Source organism: Streptomyces sp. NPDC060366 (assembly GCF_042725135.1).
Lineage (GTDB): Bacteria > Actinomycetota > Actinomycetes > Streptomycetales > Streptomycetaceae > Streptomyces.
Genome location: NZ_JBHXDC010000006.1, coordinates 172,893 through 198,962, shown reverse-complemented (window position 1 = coordinate 198,962; position 26,070 = coordinate 172,893). Strand labels below are relative to the sequence as shown.

Here is a 26,070-nt window from a genome sequence, read left to right as displayed (position 1 = left end):
GATCTTCGCAAGAGCGGCACATGGGGTCCGCACCGCCTCCCGGAGAGGTCGCTATGTTGTTCGCGCTCGATCCCGAGTGCGAAATCCGACAGGTCGTCGGTCCACCGATGGCGCAGTCAGCACAGAAAGATCGCGGATGGACTACTGCTCGACGTGCCGGCGGACTCTCAACGGGGTTTTCGTATGCCCCGGTTGTGGTGCCTATTCCCCCGACATCGCCCCCGCCGGCTCACACGTCCACCACACTCCGTCGACCGTCGCGGTGATGGCGGAGATATCCCACACGCGGGAGTTCGACGCGTTCCCGGGGTTCCCCGAGCCCGAGGCCGACGTACCTGTCGGCCCCTCCGCTCCCTCCGCGACGGGCCGTGCCGCCCGTCGGCGTCGGCTGGCGGACTGGAAGAAGCAGCGGCGCCGGGCCGTGGTCGCCTCGACCGTCGCGCTCGTCGGCGGCGGTCTGACCCTCGCCTTCATGCCGTCCTCGCGGCCCTCCGTCGCTCAGGCCCAGGCGTCCACACCGGACCCGTCCAGGGCCCCGACGCTGCCTTCGGTCGGTGGCGCCGACTCCACCACGGAGAAGCAGCGGCCCCACACCGGCGACATCGGCACCTCGGACAGCGGCACCCGCCCGTCCGGGTCCGGTAACGCGCCGGGCAGCGCGACGGCAACCACCCCCGTGGACGCCCCGGCGAAGCGGAAGACCTCGCCGCAGACCACCGGCGACGCCCGCCCCACCGCGGAACCGCAGCCGGAGTCCCCGAGCACGGCCCCCGCGGTGCCGGACGACCCGCCGCCGCCCGCGGCCGAACAGCCGACCCCCCAGCCGAACCAGCCCACTTCACCGGCCCAGCCGCCCCCGCCGCCGCCCCCGACCGCGGAGCCGCCGGAGGACGACTCGTCGGAACTCTGCGTCCTGGTCATCTGCCTGGGCCTGAACGGCAACAAGTAACCGTACGAGAAGGGCCGCCCGCCGGAGCGCGGGCGGCCCTTTCGGCTGTCACCCCGCCCGATACGCCCGGAGGAAGGTCCGCACTCCCTCGACCACCAGGGGGCGCACGCGCGGGTCCTCCGTGGCGTTCGCGGAGCCGAGTCTGTCCAGGGCGACGCCGAAGGTCAGCGCGATGAACTGGTCGGCCGCCAGCCGGGGGTCGGGGACGTCGAGCAGGCCGGCCGTGGCGAAGGCGGCGAACCGCTCGGCCAGTGCCTCGTCGGGGGTGTCGGCCATGGTGTTGTAGCCCCGGTGCGGGAGGTGGCCCGATTCCGCGCGGACCAGTCGTTGCAGCGTCGCGTACTCCGCCGAGCCGAGCATGTCCGTCGCGATGCGCATCGAGAACGTGACCAGCGCGTCCTCCAGGCCGGCGGCCTCGGTGAGATCCGCGAGGGTGTCGTCCAGGGTGCGCCGGACCGTGGTGATCATCGATTCGCCGACGGCGTCGACAACTGCCTGCAACAGCGTCCGCTTGTCGCCGAAGTAGTCGTAGACCGTCCGCTTGGACACCCCGGCCCGAGCGGCGACCGCGTCCACGCTGGAGCGGTCGAAGCCGTCGGCAAGGAACAGTTCGCGGGCCGCCGAGAGGATGGCGGCCCGTTTTTGTGTGGACCCCTCGCGCAGCGTCTTCGTGGTCGGCATGGACTCATCCTAGCCTCCTACACTGCACGGTGTAGTGTAGTTTCGGGTTACGGCGTTGACCCCTCACTCACCCGGCAATGACGGAAGGACGTCCATGACCGCAACTCTGGCTCAACCGGTCCGCATCGGGAAGGCAGCTGTCTGGGCCCTCGGCATGCTGGCGCTCGCCACCGGTGCCTTGGAGTCGGTGGTGACGCCGACGCTCCCGCTCCTGCAACGCGAACTGCACATGAGTCCCGCCGAAGGGGCGTTACTCAGCATCGTTCTTCTCATCACCGGCGCGCTCATCACGCCGGTCGCAGGGAAGTTCGGCGACCGCTACGGCGGGAAACGGGTTCTGATCCGGCTGATGACGGTGGTCTGTGCCGGTGGTCTGGTGTCCGCCATGGCGCCGAACCTGCCGATCCTGCTGCTCGGTCAGGTACTTCAGGGAGCGATGGTGGGCGCGCTGCCGCTGTCGTTCATCCTCGTACGCAAACACCTCCCCGCGGGAGAGGCGAAGGTGGCCATCGGGGTGGTCAGCGGGTTGTTCGTCGGGGGCGGGATGGCGGGAACGCTGTCGGCCGGACCCGTGGCGGAAGGGCTCTCCCGGCACTGGATGTTCGCGCTGCCGACGATCGCGGTCATCGCGTCCACCATGCTGGTGAACAGGCTGATGCCCCATGATCCGCCCGGCAGTTCGGACGACGCCGGCATCGACTGGCCCGGCCTGGTTCTTCTGAGCGGGACGCTGGTCATGCTCATGCTCGTACTCGCGACGGCGCCCGACCTCGTCTCGCAGCCACTCGTACTCCTGGCCCTCCTGGGGCTCCTGGCCGCCTTCGTGGCCGGATGGATAGCCGTCGAGCGCCGAGCGGCCTCGCCGATGGTCGATCTGCGCATGCTGGCGCGGCCCGCCGTATGGAAGTCGTGCGTGCTGACGTTCGTGATCTGCGTCGGCACCTCGGTGCCCGTCTATCTCGTCCCGCAACTCTTCGCGGTGTCCTCCGACGAATACGGCTTCGGGGCCAGCGCCACCGAGATCGGCTTCTTCCTGCTGCCCGGCGCCGTCGCCGCGTCGCTGGCCGGGCCGATCGCCGGGGTCGGAGCGCGGCGCTTCGGCTCGCGTGCCGTGGTCACCGCCGGGATCGTCATCATGGTCGGCGCCCTGATCGGCCTGGCGGCCGTACACACCGAGGTCTGGCACCTCGTCATCGGCAAGATGCTGATCGCGCTCGCCAACGGCCTGTGCGTCACGGCGATGGTCACCAGCACCGCCACATCCGTCGACCAGAGCGACACCGGCATCGCCACCAGCCTGGTCCTCGTGACTCGCGTGCTCGGCTTCGCAGTTGGTGTGCAGGCCAGTGGCGCGATCCTCACCGCCGCGACCCCGGCCGGGTCGGACGTCCCGGCCGAATCCGCCTTCGTCATCGGCTTCGTCATAGCCGCCGCCGTCACGGCGCTTTCCCTGCTCGTCGCCCGCACCATGAACAAAGGAGTCAAGGAATGACCCGCACCGGTCAGTTGAGGGACATCCGCACCACGCCGAGACGCACGGCCCTGATATCCGGCGCCAGCATCGCGGGGCCAGCCCTCGCGTTCTGGCTGAACCGATACGGATTCGCGGTCACGGTGGTCGAGAAGGCGGGCGCGCTTCGCGACGGTGGTTACCCCATCGACGTACGCGGCACCGCACTTGAGGTCGTCCGGAGGATGGGCATCCTGCCGCGGCTGCGGGAAGCGCACATCGACCTGCGCCGGCTGACCTTCCTCGACGGGGACGGCGGCGAGGTGGCCTCGGTCGACCCGCACACCCTCACCGGCGGCGTCGCGGGACAGGACGTCGAAGTGCGGCGCGGGGATCTGACCGACGCCCTCTACACGGCGGTCCGTGACGACGTGGAGTTCCTGTTCAACGACTCGATCGCCACCCTCGACCAGTCCGGCGACGGAGTCGACGCCACCTTCCGCGGCGGCAGCACGCGTACGTTCGACATGGTCTTCGGCGCGGACGGTCTCCACTCACGTACCCGCGAGTTCCTGTTCGGCCCCGAGGAGCAGTTCCACCGGTACCTCGGCTACTGCTTCGCCGGGTTCACCATGCGCAACACCTTCGGGCTCTCCCGCGAGACCGTGCTGTGGAACACCCCGGGCAGGGCCGCGGCGCTCTACGCCGTGGGGGACAACGACGAAGTGCACGGCTTCCTGAACTTCGCCCACCCGGAACCGCCGTTCGACGCGTTCCGGAACCCGCAAGCCCAACGGGACCTGGTCTCCAAGGTCTTCGCCGACGCGGGATGGGAGGTCCCGGGCATGCTCGCCGCCATGCACGACGCGGACGACCTGTTCTTCGACGCCGTCAGCCAGATCCGTATGCCCCGCTGGTCCAGCGGCCGGGTCGCGCTGGTGGGCGACGCCGCGTACGCGCCCTCGTTCCTCACCGGACAGGGCTCCAGCCTCGCGCTCGTCGGCGCGTACATGCTCGCCGCCTCCCTGGCCGACCGGGACCACGCCGCGGGCTTCGCCGCCTACGAAGACGACACCCGTGAGTTCGTGACCCTGAACCAGGACCAGGTGCGCGAGGGCGACGCCGCGCTCTTCCCGACCACCGCTCGGGCCCTGGAGCAGCGCAACGACATGCTGCGCGAACTCAGCGGCGCCATGCCCGCCTCGGCGGGGCGACCGGCCCACTCGGCGCTCGCTCTGCCCCCTATTCGGCCCAGGTGAGGAACGTCTTCCAGGCTATGGGAGCGACCGCGAAGGTGGGGCCTTCGTGGACCTTCGAGTCACGGACGTGGACGGCGTGGGGGCAGGTGGCCACCTCGACGCAGTCGCCGCCGCTCGGGTTGCTGTAGCTGGACTTGTGCCAGTCGAAGGCGATCTCGACGCAGCTACCGCCGCTGTCGCTGCTGTAGCTGGACTTGAACCACCGCAGGGTGCTGGTCATTCCGGTTCTCCTGCCAACCTCTCGATGAGGCCCAGCGATTCACGAGGGCCCATGGCCTGTGATCGGATCTTCGCATAACGCTGGGCGTAGGTGCTCACCTTTGCCGGGTCGGAGATCAGCACACTCTCGTCCTGCGGTTCCAGGTACACCAGGCGGTCGTGTTCTGGAGTCTCCACCATTTCCATTTCGCCTCGCACGCCTGCGTGCTCGCCCATCAAAGCGCTGTCCAAAGGCAGCACCTGGAGCGTCACGTTACGGCGCCTCCCGCACTCCGCCAAGTGCGAAAGCTGGTCACGCATGACCCCCGCGTCACCGATCGTGCGGCGCAGTACCGACTCCTCCAGAATCACCTCGATCAACGCCACCGGCTCCCGGTCGAACAGCGCCTTCCGCGCCATCCTCGCCTCGACCAGCTCCTCCACGCGCTGGTCCGACAGCGGTGGATAGCCTCCGCCGATCAGTGCCCGTGCGTACGCCTCCGTCTGGAACAGGCCGTGGACCACCAGCGTCGCGTACAGACACAGGCCCACCGCCTTCTGCTCCAGCAGCACGTAGTTCTTGAACTGCGCGGGGTACTTGTCCAGCCGTACGTACTCCCGCGCCTGCTCGAAGATGCCGAGTTCGTCGCCCAGGACCCGTCCCAGCGCCACCAGCATCTGGTCGCTCGCCGGCTGCGCGCAGGTCTCCATCGCGCTGATCGCCGCCGCGGAGAAGCCACTTTCGATGCCGACCTGTTCCTGCGTCATCCCCTTCCGCAAGCGCATCATGCGGGCGATGTCCGCCACCAATCGCGTCGCCGGACCTGCTGATTCCTTGTTTTCCGCTCGCGCCATTGCGATCACCGTTTCGACTGGACCGGACTCAACCGGTCACAACTGATCCTCGCTGGATTCGACCTGGCGTAACGGGAGTTCGTGCAGGTCAACCGGTGTCCGACGGCTCCCGTCGTGCCATGGAAAACGCTACCGGCGACTACGCAGAATGTCCGCGTGAATACACAGAATGAGCGTCTATGCGTCGACTGGGTCCCCGAAACCGGATTCCAACTCCGCAAGGCCGGCGTGCGATTCGACGCCGTACGCGTCGACGGGGCCGAGGGGCGGCGGCTCGCCGACATGATGGACTCGATCACGGCGGGGGATCCCGGCCCTATCGCGACCGAGTCGAACCGGTGCCGGGCGGTGTACTTCTATCTGCCCGCCGGGAGTACCGCGCACCGCGTCTGGGCGCCGGGTGTGACGCGGTTCAACTCGGTGAGCGGGACGGTGAGTTACGTACCGGTGCCCGCGCTCAGCGGGGAGACGTGGCCGCTTTTCTGGTACTGCCCGCCCTCGAATCCGAAGCGCTTCGTCCATCCGGCGATCCTGCGCAATGCCGCCGCCGCGCTGTTCGGGCACCCCATGTCGTTCGACGAGGAAAAGCGCTGTTGAGACGCGGTGTGGGCCCGGCGTTGGGCCCTGAGGTGGGTCCGCAGACCCTTCGGATTGGGTCTTGAACGGACATAACGTGACGGCAAATGCGTCATGGCTGGTTCGGGGGAGCCTGGCTTCAAAAGCAGTTGGTGGAGGGTTTTCCCGTTGTTGGACTCAAAGGGCCTGGCGTTCCAGGCCGGCATACCCACGCAGAGGTGGGAGTTGCCGCGACCACTCGTAGTGACACGGGTTCTCCTGTACCTGATGTTCGGCCTGACGTTGATGGGTGGCGTCGGTGTTGTGGACTCGATGCTGGATCTCGGCCGTCACATCACACCGACGTTGACTCTGGCCGCGCTGTACGCGGTGGTGCCGGGGATCGCGGCCGTGGTTCTGGCGCGGCGGTTGTGGACCGGGGGGAAAGCGGTCTGGTTCTCCCTGCTCGGTCTCCAGGCGTGGCTGGTGATCGGCAGCGTCGTCAATCTGTACGCGGGTTCGACGCGCGGGCTCAGTCAACTGCTGCTGCCGGGCGCGTTGTTGGCGCTGATGAGTGTGGGTGCGAGCCGGGCGTGGTTCGAACTGCCGACGGATCAGCGGGCCATGAGGCCGCGCTTGACGCTTGAGCGGCTGCGCCGCGAGGCGTTTCCGTCGATTCCGCATCTGATCACGTGGCGGCGGAATCGAGGCCAGTCCACCGTCGAGTACGTCGGCATGGTCGGCCTGGTCGCGCTGATCATCGGAACGCTTCTCTTCAGCGGCGTGGGTACCCAGGTAGCGACCGGTCTCCAGAACGCTGTGTGCAACGTCCTGGGCGGCGACTGCGAGAGCGAAACGGTCGTCGGGGACAACGGCGGTGGCGACAGCGGCGGTGGCGATTCCGGCGGTTCTTCCGGCGGTGGCGACAACGGCGGGGGGAACTCCGGGGGCGGTGACTCGGGTGGTGACTCCGGCGGGGGCGATTCCGGCGGTGGTGACTCGGGTGGTGACTCCGGCGGCGGTGACAGCGGTGGCGACTCGGGCGGCTCTTCCGGCGGTTCCGACTCGGGCGGTTCCGACTCCGGTGGTGCGGACGGTGGAGGCGACTCCGGCGGTTCGGACAGCGGTGGTGACTCGGATGGTGCGGTCGGCGGTGCGGTCGGCGGTGCGGTCGGCGGTGCCTCTGGTGGCAGGTCCGGTGGCAACAACACCGGCGGTGGTGACAGCGGCGGTTCGGACAGCGGTGGCGGTGCGGACGGCGGCGGGAACTCCGGCGGCTCCGACAGCGGCGGCGGTGCGGACGGCGGCGGTGACTCCGGCGGCTCCGACAGCGGCGGTTCGAACGGCGGTGGTGCGAACGGCGGTGGTGACAGCGGCGGTTCCGACTCCGGTGGTTCGGACAGCGGTGGCGGTGCGGATGGCGGCGGTGACTCCGGCGGTTCGGACAGTGGCGGCGGTGCCTCTGGTGGAGGTGACTCCGGTGGCTCCAACAGCGGCGGGAACTCTGGTGGCGCTGACGGTGGAGGCGACTCCGGTGGCTCCAACAGTGGTGGGAACTCCGGTGGCGCTGACGGTGGAGGCGACTCGGGCGGTTCGGACAGCGGTGGTGCTGCCTCCGGTGGAGGTGACTCCGGCGGCTCCGACTCCGGTGGTTCGGACAGCGGTGGCGGTGCCTCTGGTGGCGGTGACTCCGGCGGTTCCGACAGTGGTGGTGACTCCGGTGGTGACTCCGGTGGTGCTGACGGCGGTGGTGACTCCGGCGGTTCCGACAGCGGTGGTGGTGCCTCTGGTGGCGGTGACTCCGGCGGCTCCAACAGCGGTGGGAACTCCAGCGGTGGCTTGATCAGCGGCGGCGTGATCAGCGGCGGTCTGATCAGCGGTGGCCTGGTCACCGGCGGTCTGGTCAGCGGCGGCAGCTCCGGTGGTAACAACTCCGGCGGCAGCAGCAGCGGCGGCAGCTCCGGTGGTAACAACTCCGGTGGTGGCAGCAGCAGCGGCGGTCAGGACGAGGACGGCGACTGCGAGGACAACGGGTCCTCCGGCGGTGGTTCCTCGGCCACGGGTGGTGGCTCGACCATCGGTGGTTCCTCGACGAGCGGCGGCGGGGGCCGCAAGCTGATCTCGTTCTGCGAGGACGACGACGATGACGACGAGCCCGACGACGACTGCAAGACCAACGCCTCCTTCTACAGCAGCGTGACCGGCGGATCCGGCAGCGGGCGCTACATACTCGCCTCGGCCGGCCACCGTAAGCACGTCGTCGCCGGCGGCAACGTACTCCTGGCAGCTCCCAGCGCTCCGTCCCCGATGGACCTGGTCCGGACGGCGTCCGGCAGCTCTCTCGCCGGTGTCGACGCGTTCCAGGACGTGAAGAACCGGCTCCAATTCAAAATCGGTCTCACCGACCTGCCGCCCCCGCCGATCCCGGACGACCCGGAGGAGGAGCCGGAGCCGGAACCGGAGCCCGAGCCGGAACCGGAGCCCGAGCCGGGGCCGGAGGACTGCCCGCTTCCCAATCCGACGGACAACCCGCACCCTGAGGTCGCGGTCACGGACGTTGACACGTCCGGCCTCCCGAAGAACACGAAGTGGCGCGACACGGACGAGCCTCTGTACCGCTTCGACGACCGTCCGCCGGAGGACATCTTCGTGGACGACTTCGAGCCGAAGAACCCGGACAACATGGATCTGTACAACTACGTGGACAAGAACACGGAGTCCGGCTTCGTCTCGACGACGACGAAGGAGAAGCCGGTGCCGTTCTACGGTCAGGACTACATGTACGAGGTCGACGCGCCGGGCGGGATCGATGTCAACGGGACCTTCGGACCGAACAGCCCGCACCCCAACGAAGACGAGATCGCTTTCCCCGGCGGAATCGATTCGAAGTACATCAAGGGCGGCTGGAAGCTCGACTCTCGGGGCAACAAGACCGGTGAGTTCATAGAGAACCCGTACTACGAGTCGCCGGAGGAGCGGGGCGAGGCCTGACAGCCGCCGGCCGCACACCGGCCGCAACGACCGACCACCGGGTCGTGGGATTCCCACGGCCCGGTGGCCTTTTTCGTTACGGCGGGCCCGGCATGGGCCCGGAGGTGGGTCCTCGGGCCCTTCGGATTGGGTCTTGGTTCTACCTACCTTGGTCGCATAAGCGTCACGGCTGGGGGAGCCGGACTTCTTTTGCAGTTGGTGGAAGGGTTTCCCGTGTCGGACTCAAAGAGCCTGGCCTTCCAGGTCGGTGCACCGCCGCACCGCTGGGAGTTGCCGAGGTCACTCGCAGCGACGAGGGTTCTTCTATATCTGATGTTCGGCCTCACGCTGCTCGGCGGCGTGGGCGTGCTGAACTCGCTGCTGGAGCTGGGCACTCGCATCACGCCGGCGCTGAGTCTCGCGGCGGTGTACGCGATGGTTCCGGGGATCGCGGCCGTGGTCCTGGCGCGGCGGCTGTGGACCGGCGGGAAAGCGGTCTGGTTCTCCTTGATCGGTCTCCAGGCGTGGCTGTTGGTCGGCAGCGTCGTCAATCTGTACGGCGGGTCGGAGCGCGGGTTCAGCCAACTGCTGCTGCCGGGTGCCTTGTTGGCGCTGATCAGTGTGGGTGCGAGCCGGGCCTGGTTCGAACTGCCTTCGGAACAGCGGGCCGTGAGGCCGAGCTGGACGCGCGAGAGGTTCCGCCGGGAGGCGGTTCCGTCGATTCCGCACCTGATCACATGGCGCCGGAACCGTGGTCAGACCACGGTCGAGTACGCGGGCATGGTCGGCGTGGTCGCGCTGATCATCGGCACGCTGATGCTGAGTGGCGTGGGGACCCAGCTCGCGGGCGGTCTCCAGACGGCGGTCTGCAACATCCTCGGCGGCGACTGCGAGTCGACGACGGTCGGTGGCGGGGGCGACTCCGGCGGTGGCGACAGCGGTGGAGGTGACTCCGGCGGTGGCAACAACGGCGGTGGTGACTCCGGCGGCAACAACGGCGGCGGCGACTCGGGTGGTGACTCCGGCGGTGGCAACAACGGCGGTGGTGACTCCGGCGGTGGCAACAACGGCGGCGGCGACTCGGGCGGCAACAACGGCGGTGGTGACTCCGGCGGTGGCAACAACGGCGGCGGTAACAACGGCGGTGGCAACAACGGCGGCGGTAACAACGGCGGCGGTGACTCCGATGGAGACGACTCCGGCGGCGGGAACTCCGGTGGCGGTGATTCCGGCAGTGGCAGCAACGGTGGCGGAAACTCCGGCGGCGGTGACAGCGGGGGTGACTCCGACGGAGACGACTCGGGTGGCGGCTCCTCGGGTGGCGGCTCCTCCAACGGTGGGAACTCCGGCGGTGGCGATTCAGGCGGAGGGAACTCCGGCGGTGGCGACAGCGGGGGTGACTCCGATGGAGACGACTCCGGCGGCGGTTCGTCCGGCGGCAGTTCCTCGGGCGGCGGTTCGTCCAGCGGTGGGAATTCCGGTGGCGGTGACAGCGGCGGTGGTTCCGACGGCGGTGGCGATTCCGGTGGTAGTTCCGGGGGTTCGTCCTCCGGTGGGAGTTCCTCGGGTGGTGGCTCCTCCAGCGGTGGCTCGTCCAGCGGCGGTTCATCCAATGGTGGTTCGTCCAGCGGTGGGAGTTCCTCGGGTGGTGGCTCCTCCAGCGGTGGTTCGTCCAGCGGTGGTTCCTCCGGTGGTGGCTCCTCCAGCGGCGGATCTTCTGGCGGTGGGAGTTCCTCGGGTGGTGGGTCCTCCAGCGGTGGCTCGTCCGGTGGTGGCTCTTCTAGTGGTGGTTCCTCCGGTGGTGGTTCCTCCGGTGGTGGCTCCTCCAGCGGCGGCTCGTCCGGGGGCGGTTCGTCCAGCGGCGGCAACGAGGACGACGACCAGGACGACGACGAGGACGAGGACGACGAGCCGGAAGTCGAGTGCAATCCGGTCATGGCCCCCTGGGGCATCATGCAGAGCTGCCGGGAGGTCGGCCCCGGTGGTTCCGACAGCGGCGGTAACGACGACGACAAGGAAGAAGAGGACAACGACGACGACAAGGAAGAAGAGGACAACGACGACGACAAGGAAGAGGAAGACAACGACGACGACAAGGAAGAGGAGGACGAGGACAAGGAAGCCTGCCCGGAGGGCACTCAGGTCGCCTACCGCGGCAGTGTGACCGTCGGCGCCGCCGGCAGCGGGCGCTACACGCTCGCCTCCGCCGGGGTCCGTACGCCCGTCCTCGTCGGTGGTGCAACGCTCGCGGCCGGAACGCCTACTGCCGAGGGCATGATGCAAGCGCTCTCCGAAGCCTCCGCGGCCGCTGTCCCCGGTGTCGAGACGTACCAGGAAGTGGAAGACCGGCTCCGCAACGCTCTCGGCCTCACCGACGAGCCGAAGGAGCCGTCGACGCCGAAGCCGAAGCCCGAGCCGAAGCCGAAGCCGCCGCACCTGGCCGGTTGCCCGGTGAAGACTCCGATGAACGTCCTGGACAGCATCCCGGACTTCGACCCCACGGACAAAAAGGGCTGGGCGGAGAAGGTCGAGGAGATCGCCCGCCAGAACCCGATGACCAAGGACTTCACCGCCGACGACGCGCTCATCATCGCCGACTACACCGGCTCGTGGGCCCTGGACGCGAACAAGTACCTGCGTGGGGACGCGATCCCCGGCCGTCGTGGGGAGAAGGTCCCGGAGTTCATCGAGCGCATGGACCGCGCGCTGGACCATCTGCCGCCGGTCGAGGGGACGTTCCACCGGGGCACGTTCATGCCGGACGAGCTGCTGGACAAGTTCGCCGCCGGTGACGTGGTCGAGATGCCCGAGTACCTCAGTACGTCGAGCGACCCGGCGAAGGCCGACCGCGCGGCCAAGAACGCGAAGAGCAACGGGCGGCAGGGCGAGAACGTCGTGCTGGAGATCAGTACGGACAACGGCCGCAACATCGACCCCCTGTCCCGCTACCGGGGCAAGGAGTCGGAGGTTCTCATCCCGCGCGGCGGCAAGTTCGAGAAGACGGGCGAGACGACGAAGATCATCGATGGCAAGGAGTACAAGGTCATCCAGGTGAAACAGGTCGGCTGAGCCACGCGTAGGGCCGGAGTGGCCGCAGGGCTCCCTGCGGCGGGGCGCCCCCATCGGTACTTTCCGATGGGGGCGCCTGGCGTTGCGTCATGGGGTGGAACGGTGAAGCCGTCGATCAGTAGGCGTAGCTGGTGTTTCCGCCGAGGGACGCGGCTACGTTCTCGATCGGCGACCGGGGGTTGAGGGTGGCGACGCCGTCGACGCGCGCCGTGGTGGTGCGGTCGCCGAGCTGGCCCTCGTTGTTGTGGCCCCAGGCGAAGACTTCCTCGCCGAAGGTGGCGATGCCGTGGTTGGCACCTGCCGCGATCCGCTGCGCGCCTTCCAGTCGGGGGATCTCGACGGCAACGGTGCGGTTGGTCCGCGGCGCCCTGGCGTCGGTGTCGGCGTCGGCACCGGCGTTCGGGTTGGCGTTCGGGTTCTCATCCCGCGGGGCGTTCGGGTTCGCGTTGGGGTTGGCGTTCGGGTTGGCGCCGGCCGGGGCCTCGGACTGGAGGAGCTGGTTGTTCTTGTTGTTGCCCCAGCCCCAGACGATGCCCTGCTCCGTGATGGCGTAGTTGTGGTTGGCGCCCGCCTCGATGTCGTTCACGCCTCTGAGCCAGTCGACGTCGACCGGGACGACCGCGGACTTCGTGGAGGAGTCACCGAGCTGCCCGGAGGAGTTGTGGCCCCAGGACTTGACGGTCTTGTCGGCGGTCAGGGCCAGCGCGTGGTGGCAGCCGGCGTCGATGTCGGTGATGTTCTCCAGGCCCTCGACCTCGCGGGGGGTGGAGACGGTGGCACGGGTGCCGTTGCCGAGGGCGCCGTAGGCACCACGGCCCCAGGCGTACACCTTGCCGTTCTCCAGCAGCGCGAGGCTGAAGTCGCAGCCGGCCGAGACCTGCTTGACCTTGGCCAGCCCCTGGACGCGGTTCGGGACGCCGCGGGCGTCGCCCGTACGGCTGTTGCCGAGCTGACCGTAGGTGTTGTCACCCCACGAGTAGACCTGGCCGTTCTCGTTCATCGCGAGCGCGTGCTCACCACCGGCGGCGATGTCCTTGATGTTGGCCAGGCGCGGCACGGTGGTGGGCACGCTCTGGCTCTTGCGGCTGCCGTTGCCGAGCTGGCCGGAGGCGTTGTGACCCCACGACTTGACCGTCTTCTTCGTCAGGGCGAGCGCGAAGGAGTCGGTCGAGGCGGTGCCACCGGCGGAGATCCGGTCGACATCGCCGCGGAAGAGGTCGTTGACGGGGACCGGGCGGGAGCTGTCCGCCTTGGCCCCGTTGCCGAGCTGGCCGGTGCGGCCGGCGCCCCAGCTCAGAACGGACGGGTTGTCCTGGGCGGGCGCGGCGGAGACCGCGGCCATCGGGGTGAGTGTGAGACCGGCGGTCAGAGCGGCGGTCAGGAGTGCGCGACTACGGCGCATTGGGATTCCTCTCAGGATGCTGTGGCCCCGCCCTCGCGGGACCGCATCTGATCATCGGTATGTCCCACTGGCTGCCCCTGAGGCGCGACCGTCCGCACACCCGGATGGACCCGGACGGCGACCCGAACGGCGTGCAGTTGCGCGGTGCGCCGTGTACGCCGCGGCTGCGGCCCTCCCCGTTTGGTAAGGGTGGCCGGCTCAGGGGGCCGAGGGGGGCAGACAGGTGGGAGTGAACGCCCGCTCCGCGAAGCGTTCTCCCATGCGGCGGTGGGTCGCCGCGTCCGGATGGAGTTCGTCCGGGAGCGGGAGCTCCGCGTAGTCCGCCTCCCCGTACAGCTCGCGGCCGTCCAGGTAGCGCAGGTTCGGGTCCCGCGCCGACCGCTGCTCGACGATCCGGGCCAGCTCGTCCCGGATGACGTTCAGCGTCAGCTTTCCGGCCGCCCGCTCCGCCGGGTCGCCCGACGCCAGGAACTTCAGTCGTCCTTCGGCCATGCCGGAGAAGTCGGGGGCGCTCGGGCCGGGGGTGTCCTCGTGGATGGGGCACAGGATCGGCGAGACCACCAGCAGGGGTGTCGTCGGGTGGCCCTCGCGGATCGTGTCGAGGAAGCCGTGTACGGCGGGGGTGAAGGCGCGCAGGCGCATCAGGTCGGTGTTGACGAGGTTGATGCCGATCTTGACGCTGAGCAGGTCGGCCGGGGTGTCCCGCATCGTACGAGCCGTGAACGGGTCGAGCAGCGCACTGCCGGCGAAGCCCAGGTTGATCAGCTCCACGCCGCCCAGGCCGGCGGCGAGCGCGGGCCAGGTCGTGGTGGGGCTCGCGGCGTCGGAGCCGTGGCTGATCGAGCTGCCGTGGTGCAGCCACACCGGGCGGCCCCGGTCCCGTACGGGCTCGACGGGGGCGTCGGTGCGCAGGGCGACGAGTTCGGTGGCCTCGTTGTGCGGCAGCCAGATCTCGATGTCCTTCTCGCCCTCGGGCAGGTCGCCGAAGCGCAGGGTGCCGGGCGGGCCGGGTGTCCGCTCGGCGGTCCCGGCGGTCATGTCGATGGTCAGGGTGTTGCCTCCCGTGACAACGGCCCGACCGGCCGGGCGGCCGTCGACCAGCAGGTCGTACACACCGTCGGGGCGGGGCGGGGCGCCCACGTAGGAGCGCTTGGTGGGCAGCGCGTCCAGTTCGACGACCGTGGCCCGCGTACGGAACGCCAGTCGTACGCCGGAGGGCTGGGCCTCCGCCATGGCCAGCTGCGGGTCGGTGTTCTGGGCGCGGGCCCACGCGGGGAGCCGGTGGGGCAGGACGCCGTGCGCGGTGCGCTCCAGTTCGAGGGCGCCGCGCAGGATGTCGGTGGTGATGGGGGTGGTGGTCAGGGGGTGGTGTTCGGTGCTCACGGTGTCTCTGCCTATGGGTGATCTGTCGCTGATCGTCAGGGGGATGACGAGGTGAGATGGAGAGGGGGACCCGTCAGGGGGTGGCCGGCCAGGTGCGCAGCAGCGTGTCGACGCGGTCGACGATCCACGCCCACGTCTCCTCCGAGTCGGGTGTGCTGTGGCTGAAGCCGCCGGCCGTCTCCAGGCTGATGTAGCCGTGGAAGACGCTGCCCAACAGCCGTACGGCGTGGGTCTGGTCCGGCTCCGTCAGGTCGTAGCCGCGCAGGATCGCCCGCGTCATCCGCGAGTGCCTGGGGCCGGCGCTCGCCGCCGCCGTCTCCGGGTCGAGCGGCAGTCTGGCCGCCGTGTAGCGGCCGGGGTGCTCGCGGGCGTAGTCGCGGTAGACGTTCGCGAAGGCGGCGAGGGCGTCCTTGCCCGCGCGTCCGGCGAGTGCGGTGGAGACCCGGTCGGCCATCTCCTCCAGGGAGAGCAGCGCGATCCTGGTCCGGAGGTCCTGGGAGCCCTTCAGGTGCGAGTACAGACTCGCGACCTTGACGTCGAACTGCTTGGCCAGCGCCGAGACGGTCACCTGGTCGAAGCCGACCTCGTCGGCCAGGTCGGCTCCCGCCCGGACGAGGCGGTCGGTGGTGAGTCCTGCGCGGGGAGACATGGCTCTCGCCTTCCGTTTCGGGCATCCGTTCGCTTACCTAAAACGATTATGCGCATACCTAAACGCTTTAGGCAAGCGTGCGTAAGCGGCTCAGGGCGGCTTGGGCGGGCGTCGTTGTCAGACCCGTCTGCGACGGTGGGGAGATGGATGAGACGAGCTCACAGGTGGTTCTCCAGATCACGATCGACTGCGCCGACCCGGAGCGCCTCGTGGCCTTCTGGACAGAGGCGCTCGACTACGTGCCGGAGCCGCCGCCGGGCGGGCACGCCACTTGGCGGGAGTACTGGAAGGACAGAGGGCTGCCCGACGACGAACTGCCCGAGGGGGCCGGCGAGACCCCGGAGTCGATCGTCTCTCCGACGGGAGTGGGGCCCAGGGTGTGGTTCCAGCAGGTCCCGGAGAGCAAGGTCGTGAAGAACAGGGTGCATCTGGATCTCAAGGTGGGCGGCGGGCGCGAGGTGCCGTTGGCCGTACGGAAGGAGCGCATCACCGCGAAGGCGGACCGGCTGACGGCCGCGGGGGCGACGGTGTCGCGGGTGATGAACGAGCCGGACATGGGCTACTTCGCGATCGTGCTCCAGGACCCGGAGGGGAACGAGTTCTGCGTGGGTTAGGGGCGGAGGGAGCGGACGCGCGCAGGTTCACGTCGGCACGATCCGCGCCCGCTCGAAGCGGTGACCGGCAACTGACGGCGCACAACCGTCAGAAGCGATCCGGGCGGCAGCCCGACAGGGCCGACTCGACGGTTCCGTCGACCAACTCCCGTGCGACCAGGCGGCCCACGGCCGCAGCGAGCGTGATCGCCGAGTGCATCACCGCCAGGTAGAGGCCGGGGACCTCGGCGACCGGGCCGACGATCGGCTCACCGTCGGCCGGCATCGGGCGCACTCCGATCTGGGTGCCGAGCAGCTCGACGCTCCCGGCGCCACGGAAAGTGGACCGGACGGCGGCAAGGGTCCGTTCGGGCGAGTCCGCGGCGGCGATCAGCCGGTCCGCGCCGACCTGCCGAAGGTCGAAGTCCTCGGTGTTGACCAGGGTGCGGACGAGACCGGCCGGGGCGCTGAGCCGGAACAGCGGAGACGGCGACGGTTCGACCGGGACGCGCACGCCGAGCGACGCGCCCAGCGCGGCCGTGGCAACTCCGGCCGCCAGCACCACCGTCGCACCGGAGAGGGGCCCCGCTGTCGTATCGACTCCGTCGATCCGGCCCGCCGCATCCCGGCGAACCCCGGTGACCGGCGTGTCCAGATGTACCCGGGCTCCATGGGTGCGGGCGCCCGCGACCAGCCGCTCGGTCACGCCCACCGAGTCGACAGAGCCGTCACCCGGCGCCCAGACAGCCCACTCCGGAGGCTGCCGAAGGGTGGGCTCAAGCGTCGCCATCGTGGCCGCGTCCACGATCGTCTGCCCGATCCCGGCGTCCGGCGCACTGCCCTGCCCGGTCCAGCTCAGCGAGCCGGACCAGTTCACCGGGAGTCCGGGCAACTCGGCCCCGAGCCGGTGGTACTCCGCCGTGGCGGTCGCCCGCAGCCCGGCTGCCGGACCTTTGCGCACACCGGACGCTCCGATCCAGGCGAACGAGTCCGCCGTTACACCGGCGCCCGGCCGCCCGGCGTCGACCAACGTCACGGTGGCGCCCGCACGGGCAGCGTGATACGCCACCGACGCGCCGACAATGCCGGCGCCGACGACGACCAGATCCCTACTCACCGGTGAGCTCAACACGTGCACAACCTAACGAGATCCGCCGGACAGGACCTAGTCGTTTTTCGTGTACGTCACCGATTCGCCGTCCGACGTCGTGACCCGGCGCAGACGGCCGTCCGGGAGGATCGTCAACTCCGTTGCCGCGCCCGGCGTGCACGAGGACATCGGCCGGCCCTCCGTCACCTTGGACGGGCCGATCCGCAGCGGGCCGTCCGACGAACCCGGCGCCGCGCCGAGCGCGGCCTCGAAGACACAGAGGTACGTCCCGCCGGTGTCGGTCGGGCCCTCCGCCGTCAGTTCGAGCACGGTCTCGCCCACCTCGCCCTGCCGGATGGACAGTTCGCGGGTGCTGACCCCGGCGCCGCCGCTGATGGTGCCCGACCAGGCGCCGAGGTATTGCTTGGGCACGTCGCCGGGACCGGCGTCCTCCGAGGCGGACGGGGAAGGCGACTCCGTCGCCGGTGGCGTGTCCTCGGACGGGGTGTTCTCGGCCTGCGACGACTTGTCGTCGCCCGACTTGTCCGCCTGGCCGTCCGACGCCTCGTTCTTCTCGCTGCCGCTGTCCATGAACGCGTACACCGAACCGCCCGCGCCGAGCGCGACGACCAGCGCGACGGCGATCAGCGCGACCGTGCCACGTGCGCTACGGCGCGGCTCGGGCTGCGGGGCGGGGACGGGGGCGGCCGGGCCGTACGGGGGAGTGGGACCGTACGGCGAGGGATACCCGTACCCGGCGGGAGGGGTCGCGCCCCAAGGGGGGAGCGGGGGCTGGCCCGGCTGGGGATAGCCGTACTGCTGGGGCGGCGGGGGCTGTTGGGGTTGCTGGTTCTGCGGGTAGCCGTACGCCTGGGGTTGCGGCGGCTGCGCTGCCGGAGGCGGGCCCGGGACCGGCGACCCCGCACCGATCATCGTCGCCATGCCGTGTACGCCGTTCCCGCCGCCCTGGCCGGGCCCGCCCGGGGGCGGCGGCGGTATCGAAGCCGGGTCGGGAGCCGGCTTCGACGACGGTCCGGGCGGCGGCGTGGGCACCGACGCTGCCGACGGCGGCTTGGGCACGGACGCTTCCGACGGCGGTTCCGGCGGCTTCGAGAACGCCAGTTCCGTACGGGCCCCGGGCTCCTCGTGGTCCAGCAACTGCACCGCGTCGCTGCCCAGTTGGGCGAGCAGTGCGCCGGGCAGCCAGGGCTCGTCGTCGTCCGGTTCGCCCACCCGGGCCAGGATCTGCGCCGGGGTCGGGCGTTCCTCCGGGTCCTTCTTCAGGCAGTCGGCCACCAACTCCCGCAGACCCTCGGGGAGTTCGGACAGGTTCGGCTCCTCCTGGGCGATCCGGAACATCAGCACGTGTACGGCGGTGTCCGCCGTACCGAACGGGAGCCGCCCCGTCGCCGCGTACATGAGCACCGAGCCCAGGGAGAACACGTCGCACGCGGGGGTGACCGGGGTGCCGCGCACCTGCTCGGGCGCCATGAAGCCCGGCGACCCGACCAGGCCGCCGGTCCGGGTCAGCCCGGCGCCGGTGACCGTCTCCATCGCGCGGGCGATGCCGAAGTCGATGACCTTCGGGCCCTCGATGGTGACGAGGACGTTGGACGGCTTGAGGTCGCGGTGGATCAGTCCGGCGGTGTGGATGTCCTGGAGGGCGTGGGCGAGCCCCGAGGCGAGTATCCGCACCGAGCGCGCGGGCAGCGGCCCGTGCGTGCCGGATCCCTGCGTGCCGGATCCCTGCGTGCCGGATCCTTGTGTGCCGGAGGACCCGCCGGCACCGGGCCCGTGCGGACCGGATCCGCCCGCACCGGGCCCGCCGGAGACGATGTCCTGGAGCGCGGGGCCGGCCACGTAACCCGTCGCGACCCACGGCACCGCGGCCTCCGTGTTCGCGTCGAGGACCGGCGCCGTCCACGCGCCGCCGACCCGCCGGGCCGCGGCGACCTCCAGCCGGAAGCGGTTGCGGAACTCGTCCTGCTCGGCGAGTTCCTTGCGTACGAGCTTCACCGCGACCGTACGGCCGCGGTCCGAGCGCGCCAGATAGACCTGCCCCATGCCCCCCGCACCGAGGCGCGCCAGCAACCGGTAGGCGCCGATGCGCTGTGGATCTCCTGTAGCCAGCTTCTCCATGGCCGTACGGCCCTCCCCCAGATGCCCAAGCCCAACGGGCAGAGGATAGTGCCGGAGTCGTCGCACTGCGCGGTCACGGTGAAAGCGGCGGTCGGCCCGCCGGCGGAGGCTGATCTACCGGTCCGGCCGGCGGCCGATCGCCTCCATCGCCTCCGACAGCCGCTCCAGCACCCGCACCGTCTCGGCGAAGCCCGCCGCCCCCAACTCCTCCGCGAGGCACGCCGCGAGAGCCGCGTGGCCGGGCGTGATCTCATGGATCGCCGCGCGGCCCGCCTCGGTCGGGGCGAGCAGTTTCGCGCGGCGGTGGGCCGGGTTCGGCTCGTACGCCGCCAGCCCGCGCTCGACCAGCAGGTCCGCGATCCGCTGCACGCTCTGCCGGGTGATGCCCATCGTGCGGGCGATCCCGGAGACGGGCAGCGGCTGGGGCAGTACGGCTCCGAGGACCTGCCACCAGGCCGCCGTCAGGCCGGCCGGGGCTGCCAACTCCTCCGCCACGGAGAGGAATTGGCCGTTCAGCCGGAAGACGCCGAGTGCGCTCCTGCTGAGCAGCTCCGGGTAAGCGGCCTGCGCGCTCTGCTCGGTCACGCCCCGCTCGGTCCCGAGTCGCTCGGCCGCGCCCCGCTCGGTCATGAGTTGAGGGTGTCGTACGCGTTCACGTCCGAGTTCTTGAACAGCCGGTACCAGGCGTCCAGCTTCTCGCCCTCGTACACGCCGAGCAGTGCGAAGATCTCGCGGGCGAAAGCGACGGGCTCGGTCGGGCCGGCCGTGATCACGTTGCCGTCCGTGACCGCGTCCGCGTCGCGGTAGTGCTCGCCGCCCTCGTACCCCGTGGCGTCCAGATACTGGCTGACGGCGCTGGTGTGCGCCCGGTCGTCCAGCAGCCCCTCGCGGGCCAGCCCCGCCGTGGCGCCGCAGATCGCGGCGACGGGGAAGCCCAGCCCCACGAGCCGCCGGGCGGCGCGGGCGAACGGAGCCAGATCGTCCCCGGAGTCCCAGAGCCCGGCGCCCGGGAGGATGAACACAGCCGTGTCACCGGGCTCACCGAGCTGGTCGAGCGCGATGTCGGGCTCGATGCGCAGACCGCCCATGGTGGTCACCGACTCCATGGTCGGGCCGACGGTCCGCACGGAGAAGCCGTTCTGGGCGAGATGCGCGGTGGCGTACCCGGTCTCCCAGTCGGCGAGGGTGTCGTACACGGCGAGGTACACGGTCTTGCCGGTCATGGTGGCCTCCTCGGTTGTATGACAGCAGCCTGTCATTTCGACAGCATGCTGTCAATACTGTTTCGGGTGCGGGGAGGCGCGCGGGCCACGGAGCGCGCGGGCCACGGAGGGCGCGTGGGGCGACAACCTGCCGAGTCCCGCCGCGCACACCAGACAGGATGGTCATTTCGGTCCCCGCCAGTCCCTCTCTACGCTGGCCGCATGACCCCTCACCTCGACCCTCTCGACGCTGCCGACCCGAAGGCAGGCGCGGCCGTCAAGGCCGCCGACCGTGCGCATGTGTTCCACTCCTGGTCCGCCCAGGAACTGATCGATCCGCTCGCCGTCGCCGGCGCCGAGGGCTCGTACTTCTGGGACTACGAAGGCAACCGCTACCTCGACTTCACCAGCGGCCTCGTCTTCACCAACATCGGCTATCAGCACCCCGCCGTCGTGGCCGCGATCCAGGAGCAGGCGGGCAGGCTCACCACCTTCGCGCCCGCCTTCGCCGTCGACGTACGGTCCGAGGCCGCACGCCTCATCGCCGAGCGCACCCCCGGCGACCTCGACAAGATCTTCTTCACGAACGGCGGCGCGGAGGCCGTCGAGAACGCCGTACGGATGGCCCGGCTGCACACCGGCCGCCCCAAGGTGCTCTCCGCCTACCGCTCGTACCACGGCTCCACCTCCACCGCGATCAATCTGACCGGTGACCCGCGCCGCTGGGCCTCCGACTCCGGCAACGCCGGCGTCGTGCGCTTCTGGGCGCCGTTCCTCTACCGCTCGCCCTTCTACGCCACCACCGAGGCGGAGGAGTGCGCCCGCGCGCTGGAGCACCTGGAGGCGACCATCGCCTTCGAGGGACCCGCGACGATCGCCGCGATCATCCTGGAGACGATCCCCGGCACGGCGGGCGTCATGACGCCGCCGCCCGGATACCTCGCGGGCGTAAGGGAGTTGTGCGACCGGCACGGCATCGTCTTCGTCCTGGACGAGGTGATGGCGGGCTTCGGCCGCACCGGCGCGTGGTTCGCCGCCGACCACTTCGACGTGGTGCCCGACCTGCTGACCTTCGCGAAGGGCGTCAACTCCGGTTACGTACCGCTCGGCGGAGTCGCGATCTCCGCCGCCATCGCGGACACCTTCGCGACCCGTCCGTACCCCGGCGGCCTCACCTACTCCGGCCACCCGCTCGCCTGCGCGGCGGCCGTCGCGACACTGCGGGTGATGGCCGAGGAGAAGATCGTCGAGCACGCAGCGCACATCGGCGAGACGGTCCTCGGCCCCGGCCTGCGCGAACTGGCCGACCGGCACCCCTCGGTGGGCGAGGTGCGCGGGATGGGCGTGTTCTGGGCGCTCGACCTCGTACGGAACAAGGAGACGCGCGAGCCGCTGGTGCCGTACAACGCGACGGGCGAGGCGAACGCGCCGATGGCCGCGTTCGCCGCCGCGTGCAAGAAGGGCGGGCTGTGGCCCTTCGTGAACATGAACCGCACGCACGCGGTACCGCCCTGCAACGTCACCGAGGCGGAGGCGAAGGAAGGGCTCACGATCCTGGACGCGGCGCTGTCGGTGGCGGACGAGCACGTGGTGTGAGGCGCCGGATGTGGTGTGACGACGCACGTGGTGTGAGGGCGGACGTGGTGTGAGGCCGGGCGGCGCGGCCGTCAGCAGGTCTCGCGGTGGTCGAGCGACGGGACGTGGGTCCGCCAGGCGCTCCTGGACAGCCCGCCGCCCGCCCGCTCGCACACCGCGTCGGCGACGCGCCCCGGCGAGAGCGTGAAGGTGCGCGTCGTCGCGCGCGGGGTCGTGACGCGCAGCCCGGTGCCGCCGTCGGCGAAGGCCAGGGCGAGTACGGGGCCGTCCACCGTCGGCAGCGGCGCGCCCGCGCTCGTCGGCGTGGCCGCCTCCCAGATCCGCAGCGTGCCGTCGGCGCCGCCGACCGCGATCCTGCTCCCGTCGGGGGAGAAGGCGAACGACGGCCGTGTGATCGGCTGCCGTCCGGGCTCGCCGCCGGTATCTCCCGAACTCCCGGTGAGCACCGCGAGCCGCCGCTGCCCCCGGCCGTCCCACACGGTGACGCGGCTATCCATGTCGTTCACGGCGAGGAACCGGCCGTCCCGGCTGAAGACGGCCTTCTCGATGATTCCCTCGCCCGCCAGGACGCGGGTGGGGCGGCGGGTGACGGGATCGATCAACTCGTTGTCCCCGGTGAGGACATGACCCTGCGGACCGACGGCCAGGACGCTGCCCACGTCGGTGGCGTCGGCGGCGGATCCGGGCTGCCGCTGTTGCGTCGCGGTGCCGGTGCCGGCCGGCCGGCGTTCCAGCACGGTGTGGGTCAGCTCGGACCCGGGTGAGTGGACGGCACGGCTGACGACCGCGTACCGGCCATCCGGCGTGAGGCCGATGCCGTCGACGCCCTTGCCGAGGTGGTCGGCTCCGCCGCCCTTCAGGCTCCGCACGACGGCGGTGGCGGACTCCGCGTCGGCCCCGGCCCGGTACGCGAAGGTACGGCCGTCCGCGCTGAACACCATCAGCGACGCGGGGCAGTCGGCGCTGTCGCAGCCCCGCTCCGGCAGCGTGGCCCTGAGCCGTCCCGTCGCGCCGTCCCGGAGCTGGACACGTCCGCCCTCCGTGGTGGCGAGCGTGGCGCCGTCCGGGCTGAACAGGGCTTCGGAGTAAGGCCGTTGGCGTACGGAGCGGGGAACGGCACCCGCGAGTGACATCGTCCGTACGACGGCCGCCGGGTCGGATCCCTCCTCGTAGCGCAGGACCCCGCCCTCGACGTCGAGGCGCAGCGCGGTCGCGCCCCGCACCGGGTGGCGCAGGACGGGTGCGGACAGGTCGTCCGTCCGCCACACCTGTACGGCGCCGTCGGCGGCGGTCGCCACGTACGTGCCGTCGGCGCCGAACGCGATGTCGGACACCGGTCCGACGGCGGATCCGGCTCCCGTACCGGCTCCCGGCCCGCTTGGCGAACTGTTGGGGCGCTGCTTGCCGGAGCGCGCGTCCCGGATGTGCAGACCCGACTTCCCCGCCGCCGCGATGAACCGGCTGTCGGGCGTGAAGAGGAAGTTCTGGTCGCCGCACAACTCCGCACCGACGCTGTCCGCCCACGCGGTGGGCAGCCTGCGCCGCTCCCGCACGTCCCACACCTGGAGCCGTAGTTCGGGCGTGCACAGCGCCAACAGGCGGTTGTCCGGGCTGACTCGGGTGTACGGCTCCTCGCTCGGCGGCTGCGGGACGCTGAGCAGCGCGCGGTGTGCGGCCGGGTCCCAGAGTTCCACGGCGGGACTGTGCGGGGGCAGGCGGTGGACGACGAGGGTCCGGCCGCCGGGCGTGAACTCGGCGTTGCGCGCGGCGCCCCCGAACGGCCGCTCAGGGGTGAGCTTTCCGGCCGCCAGATCCCAGACGCGTATGCCCCGCGGAGTACGGACGGCGGCCCTGCGGCCGTCGTCGCTGATGTCCAGCACCTTCGTGGCCAGCGCACCCAGGCCCCGGTACGAGGGGAGTCGGCGGTGCGTCCTGAGGTCCCAGCGCTCCACCCGGTCCGGGCGGGTCATCATCAGCGTCCGGCCGTCGTCACTGATGTGGCGCCAGGTGTCGTTCGCGTCCTGTTCGAACGCGACGACCGGCGGCGCCGGGAAGGTGTCCACGTCGCGCTGCGCCCCGGCCTCGAAGAGGGCGCTACGGGTCTCCGGGAGGTCGGCGATCCGCCAGGCGGCGACGCTCAGCCGCAGTGCGGTGCGCGGGTCCGTGACGCGCAGCGTGCCCGCGACGGCCGCGATCCGCCGCGCCTCGGCGTCCCTGGCCTGGCGGGAGTTGACGCGGCTCTGCTGCCAGGCGGTCAGACCCGCGACGGCGGCGAGGCAGAGCAGTACGGAGAGCGTGACGGTGAGGACGCGCAGCCGCCGGGTGGTACGGACGGCGGAGCGTCGTACGCGGTCGTGCGCATCGGTGGAGGCGAGGAGGAAGTCGCTTTCGGCGGAGGTGAGTTCGCCGGCCCGTTCCCCCGGATCGCCGGTGTGCTGCGTTTCGCCGCCGAACGCCTCGCGGGCGAAGGCGAGTTGGGCGCCCCGGTAGAGCGCGCCCGCGTCCCGGCCCAACTCCTCCCAGGTGCGCGCCGCCGCGGTGAGCCTGCGGTGCAGACGCAGCCGGTCGCGGTCCTCGTCGATCCAGGCGCCGAGGCGGGGCCAGCCGGTGATCAGGGCCTCGTGGGCGAGGTTCACGGTGGTGGCGTCGGTGGTCAGGAGCCGGGCGCGGACGAGCCGTTCGAGCACGCTCGCGGTGTCCCCCGTGCCGGGGGCGGTGGCCAGTTCGCTCCGGTCCGCCGGGCGGCGGGTGTCCGGGGTGCCGTCGCCGGGGGAGACCAGCCGCAGCAGCAGCGCTTTGGCCGCCCGTGCCTCCGGCTCGGTGAAGTCCGCGAAGACCGCCTCGGCCGTGTGCGCGATCGCGCCCTGCACGCCACCGATCGCGTCGTACGCGGCCTCGGTGAGCGTACGGCCGCTGCGCCGGCGCCAGGTCTCCAGCAGGGCGTGCGACATGAGGGGGAGCCCGCCGGGCTCGTCGGCGACGTCGGCCACGATGCGGGCGGTCAACGACCGCTCCACGATGAGCCGTTCCGCCGTCGCGGGCCCGACGACTGCCTCCCGCAACTGGGCGGGGGACATGGGGCCGACGAGCAGGGTGGCGTCCTTGAGCGCGTCCGCGAGGGCGTGGTGCTCGGCGCACCGGCCGTAGAAGTCCGCGCGTACGGCGACGATCACGCGCAGGCGGGAGCCGGGGGTACGGGCGTGGAGGAGCAGACGCAGGAACTCGGCGCGTTCGGCGGGGTCGCGGCAGAGGGTGAAGGTCTCCTCGAACTGGTCGACAACGACGACGGTGTCGCCGGGTGGCACGTCGGTCGCGCCGCCGTCGCCGGCCGGGTCGTGTTCCTCGTCCGGCCGGAGCAGGTGCGCGTGCGTCCTCGCCGGATGCTCGCCGGGTGTGAGGATCCGGATCGCCGCAGGGCGGGACGGGCCGGTGGACTCGCGCAGTACGGGGATGAGCCCGGCCCGCAGCAGTGACGACTTTCCGCTGCCGGACGCGCCGACGACGGCGGCGAAGCGGCGGCGGCCGGCGAGTGCGACGAGATCCGCGCGGAGTTCGTCACGACCGAAGAAGTGCTCGCGGTCGTCGGCGCCGAAGCGCGCCAGTCCGGGGTACGGCGCGACGGCCTCGTCGGAGTCGTCCGCGTCGTCGGGCAACTCGGCCGTCGCCGCGCGCCAGCGCTTCTCCCACTCCTCGCGGTCCCCGCCGCAGACGGTCGCGTAGGCGAGCGCGACAGGCAGTGACGGCAGCCGCTCACCGGAGGCGGCGGCGGACAGCGTCGGCGCCGAGTACGCGGCCTGCCGCGCCATCGCCCGATAGGTGGGAGTGCCGGAGGCGCGGCGGAGTTCGCGCAGGTCGTGGGCGAATCGCTGGACGGGCCCGGCAGCCGGATCGAGAGCCTTCTCGTGACGACCCATGTGCCACCCCCGTTCACGCGTCCCGTTCACGCGTCCCGTTCACGCGTCCCGTTCACGCGTCCCGTTCACGCGTCCCGTTCACGCGTCCCGTTCACGCGTCCCGTTCACGCGTCCCG

The 26,070-nt window shown here is 70.8% G+C and carries 19 protein-coding genes; 8 read left to right on the top strand and 11 right to left on the bottom strand.

The features are described 5' to 3' along the window. The first annotated feature begins 265 nt into the window (after positions 1–265). Entirely contained in the window at positions 266–949 is a 684-nt protein-coding gene (locus ACFWHU_RS17705; RefSeq protein WP_387225485.1) for a hypothetical protein, read from the top strand. A gap of 48 nt (positions 950–997) precedes the next feature. Here the strand turns inward: ACFWHU_RS17705 and ACFWHU_RS17700 are convergent, their stop codons facing one another. After that, positions 998–1,630: a TetR/AcrR family transcriptional regulator gene (locus tag ACFWHU_RS17700; RefSeq protein WP_385797864.1), complete on the bottom strand. Its 633-nt coding sequence runs from the start codon at positions 1,628–1,630 to the stop codon at positions 998–1,000. Positions 1,631–1,724: 94 nt separating this feature from the next. On the opposite strand from ACFWHU_RS17700, the gene ACFWHU_RS17695 reads away from it, so the two are divergent. After that, a complete protein-coding gene (locus tag ACFWHU_RS17695) occupies positions 1,725–3,122 on the top strand; it encodes an MFS transporter (RefSeq protein WP_387225484.1) in 1,398 nt (465 codons plus the stop codon). Continuing rightward, entirely contained in the window at positions 3,119–4,339 is a 1,221-nt protein-coding gene (locus ACFWHU_RS17690; RefSeq protein WP_387225483.1) for an FAD-dependent monooxygenase, read from the top strand. Before ACFWHU_RS17695 ends, ACFWHU_RS17690 begins: the two co-directional genes overlap by 4 nt. Here ACFWHU_RS17690 and ACFWHU_RS17685 read toward each other — a convergent pair. Both ACFWHU_RS17685 and ACFWHU_RS17680 read right to left on the bottom strand, forming a co-directional pair. Next, positions 4,323–4,559: a DUF397 domain-containing protein gene (locus tag ACFWHU_RS17685; RefSeq protein ID WP_387225482.1), complete on the bottom strand. Its 237-nt coding sequence runs from the start codon at positions 4,557–4,559 to the stop codon at positions 4,323–4,325. The two genes, ACFWHU_RS17690 and ACFWHU_RS17685, sit on opposite strands and share 17 nt — an antisense overlap. Continuing rightward, positions 4,556–5,392, bottom strand: a complete 837-nt coding sequence (locus ACFWHU_RS17680; protein ID WP_387225695.1) for a helix-turn-helix domain-containing protein — start codon at positions 5,390–5,392, stop codon at positions 4,556–4,558. The genes ACFWHU_RS17685 and ACFWHU_RS17680 overlap by 4 nt, the downstream gene beginning before the upstream one ends. A 156-nt stretch (positions 5,393–5,548) precedes the next feature. Here ACFWHU_RS17680 and ACFWHU_RS17675 point away from each other — a divergent pair, with 156 nt between their 5' ends. The 3 genes from ACFWHU_RS17675 to ACFWHU_RS17665 all read left to right on the top strand — a co-directional run bounded on the left by ACFWHU_RS17675 (position 5,549) and on the right by ACFWHU_RS17665 (position 11,986). Further along, entirely contained in the window at positions 5,549–5,989 is a 441-nt protein-coding gene (locus tag ACFWHU_RS17675) for a hypothetical protein (protein WP_385797855.1), read from the top strand. A 246-nt stretch (positions 5,990–6,235) separates the two neighbouring features. Next, a complete protein-coding gene (locus ACFWHU_RS17670) occupies positions 6,236–8,938 on the top strand; it encodes an enterotoxin A family protein (protein ID WP_387225481.1) in 2,703 nt (900 codons plus the stop codon). A 312-nt stretch (positions 8,939–9,250) separates the two neighbouring features. After that, positions 9,251–11,986: an ADP-ribosyltransferase gene (locus ACFWHU_RS17665; RefSeq protein WP_387225480.1), complete on the top strand. Its 2,736-nt coding sequence runs from the start codon at positions 9,251–9,253 to the stop codon at positions 11,984–11,986. A 115-nt stretch (positions 11,987–12,101) separates the two neighbouring features. On the opposite strand, the gene ACFWHU_RS17660 is transcribed toward ACFWHU_RS17665, so the two are convergent. The 3 genes from ACFWHU_RS17660 to ACFWHU_RS17650 all read right to left on the bottom strand — a co-directional run bounded on the left by ACFWHU_RS17660 (position 12,102) and on the right by ACFWHU_RS17650 (position 15,420). After that, positions 12,102–13,388: an RCC1 domain-containing protein gene (locus ACFWHU_RS17660; protein WP_387225479.1), complete on the bottom strand. Its 1,287-nt coding sequence runs from the start codon at positions 13,386–13,388 to the stop codon at positions 12,102–12,104. 198 nt (positions 13,389–13,586) lie between these two features. Next, the gene (locus tag ACFWHU_RS17655) at positions 13,587–14,771 is read right to left on the bottom strand and encodes a GDSL-type esterase/lipase family protein (RefSeq protein ID WP_387225478.1); all 1,185 of its coding nucleotides are present in this window, start codon (positions 14,769–14,771) and stop codon (positions 13,587–13,589) included. A 73-nt stretch (positions 14,772–14,844) separates the two neighbouring features. Continuing rightward, positions 14,845–15,420 (bottom strand): TetR/AcrR family transcriptional regulator, encoded by a 576-nt coding sequence (locus tag ACFWHU_RS17650; protein ID WP_385797843.1) that lies wholly within the window; start codon positions 15,418–15,420, stop codon positions 14,845–14,847. A 143-nt stretch (positions 15,421–15,563) separates the two neighbouring features. Between ACFWHU_RS17650 and ACFWHU_RS17645 the strand changes: the two genes are divergently transcribed. Continuing rightward, positions 15,564–16,034, top strand: a complete 471-nt coding sequence (locus tag ACFWHU_RS17645; RefSeq protein ID WP_387225477.1) for a VOC family protein — start codon at positions 15,564–15,566, stop codon at positions 16,032–16,034. Positions 16,035–16,122: 88 nt separating this feature from the next. Here ACFWHU_RS17645 and ACFWHU_RS17640 read toward each other — a convergent pair whose 3' ends face one another. From ACFWHU_RS17640 to ACFWHU_RS17625, 4 genes are all read right to left on the bottom strand, one after another. Then, the gene (locus ACFWHU_RS17640; protein ID WP_385797840.1) at positions 16,123–17,130 is read right to left on the bottom strand and encodes an NAD(P)/FAD-dependent oxidoreductase; all 1,008 of its coding nucleotides are present in this window, start codon (positions 17,128–17,130) and stop codon (positions 16,123–16,125) included. A gap of 48 nt (positions 17,131–17,178) precedes the next feature. Further along, positions 17,179–19,242, bottom strand: coding sequence for a serine/threonine-protein kinase (locus tag ACFWHU_RS17635; protein WP_387225476.1), 2,064 nt, complete (start codon positions 19,240–19,242; stop codon positions 17,179–17,181). 114 nt (positions 19,243–19,356) lie between these two features. Beyond that, positions 19,357–19,872 (bottom strand): MarR family winged helix-turn-helix transcriptional regulator, encoded by a 516-nt coding sequence (locus ACFWHU_RS17630; RefSeq protein WP_387225475.1) that lies wholly within the window; start codon positions 19,870–19,872, stop codon positions 19,357–19,359. Further along, positions 19,869–20,465 carry a type 1 glutamine amidotransferase family protein gene (locus ACFWHU_RS17625; RefSeq protein WP_385797834.1) on the bottom strand — a complete coding sequence of 199 codons (597 nt, stop codon included), beginning with the start codon at positions 20,463–20,465 and terminating at the stop codon, positions 19,869–19,871. Before ACFWHU_RS17625 ends, ACFWHU_RS17630 begins: the two co-directional genes overlap by 4 nt. A 201-nt stretch (positions 20,466–20,666) precedes the next feature. On the opposite strand from ACFWHU_RS17625, the gene ACFWHU_RS17620 reads away from it, so the two are divergent. Next, positions 20,667–22,040 (top strand): aspartate aminotransferase family protein, encoded by a 1,374-nt coding sequence (locus tag ACFWHU_RS17620; RefSeq protein ID WP_387225474.1) that lies wholly within the window; start codon positions 20,667–20,669, stop codon positions 22,038–22,040. A 71-nt stretch (positions 22,041–22,111) separates the two neighbouring features. Here the strand turns inward: ACFWHU_RS17620 and ACFWHU_RS17615 are convergent, their stop codons facing one another. Further along, positions 22,112–25,954 (bottom strand): hypothetical protein, encoded by a 3,843-nt coding sequence (locus tag ACFWHU_RS17615; RefSeq protein ID WP_387225473.1) that lies wholly within the window; start codon positions 25,952–25,954, stop codon positions 22,112–22,114. Positions 25,955–26,070: the final 116 nt, after the last annotated feature.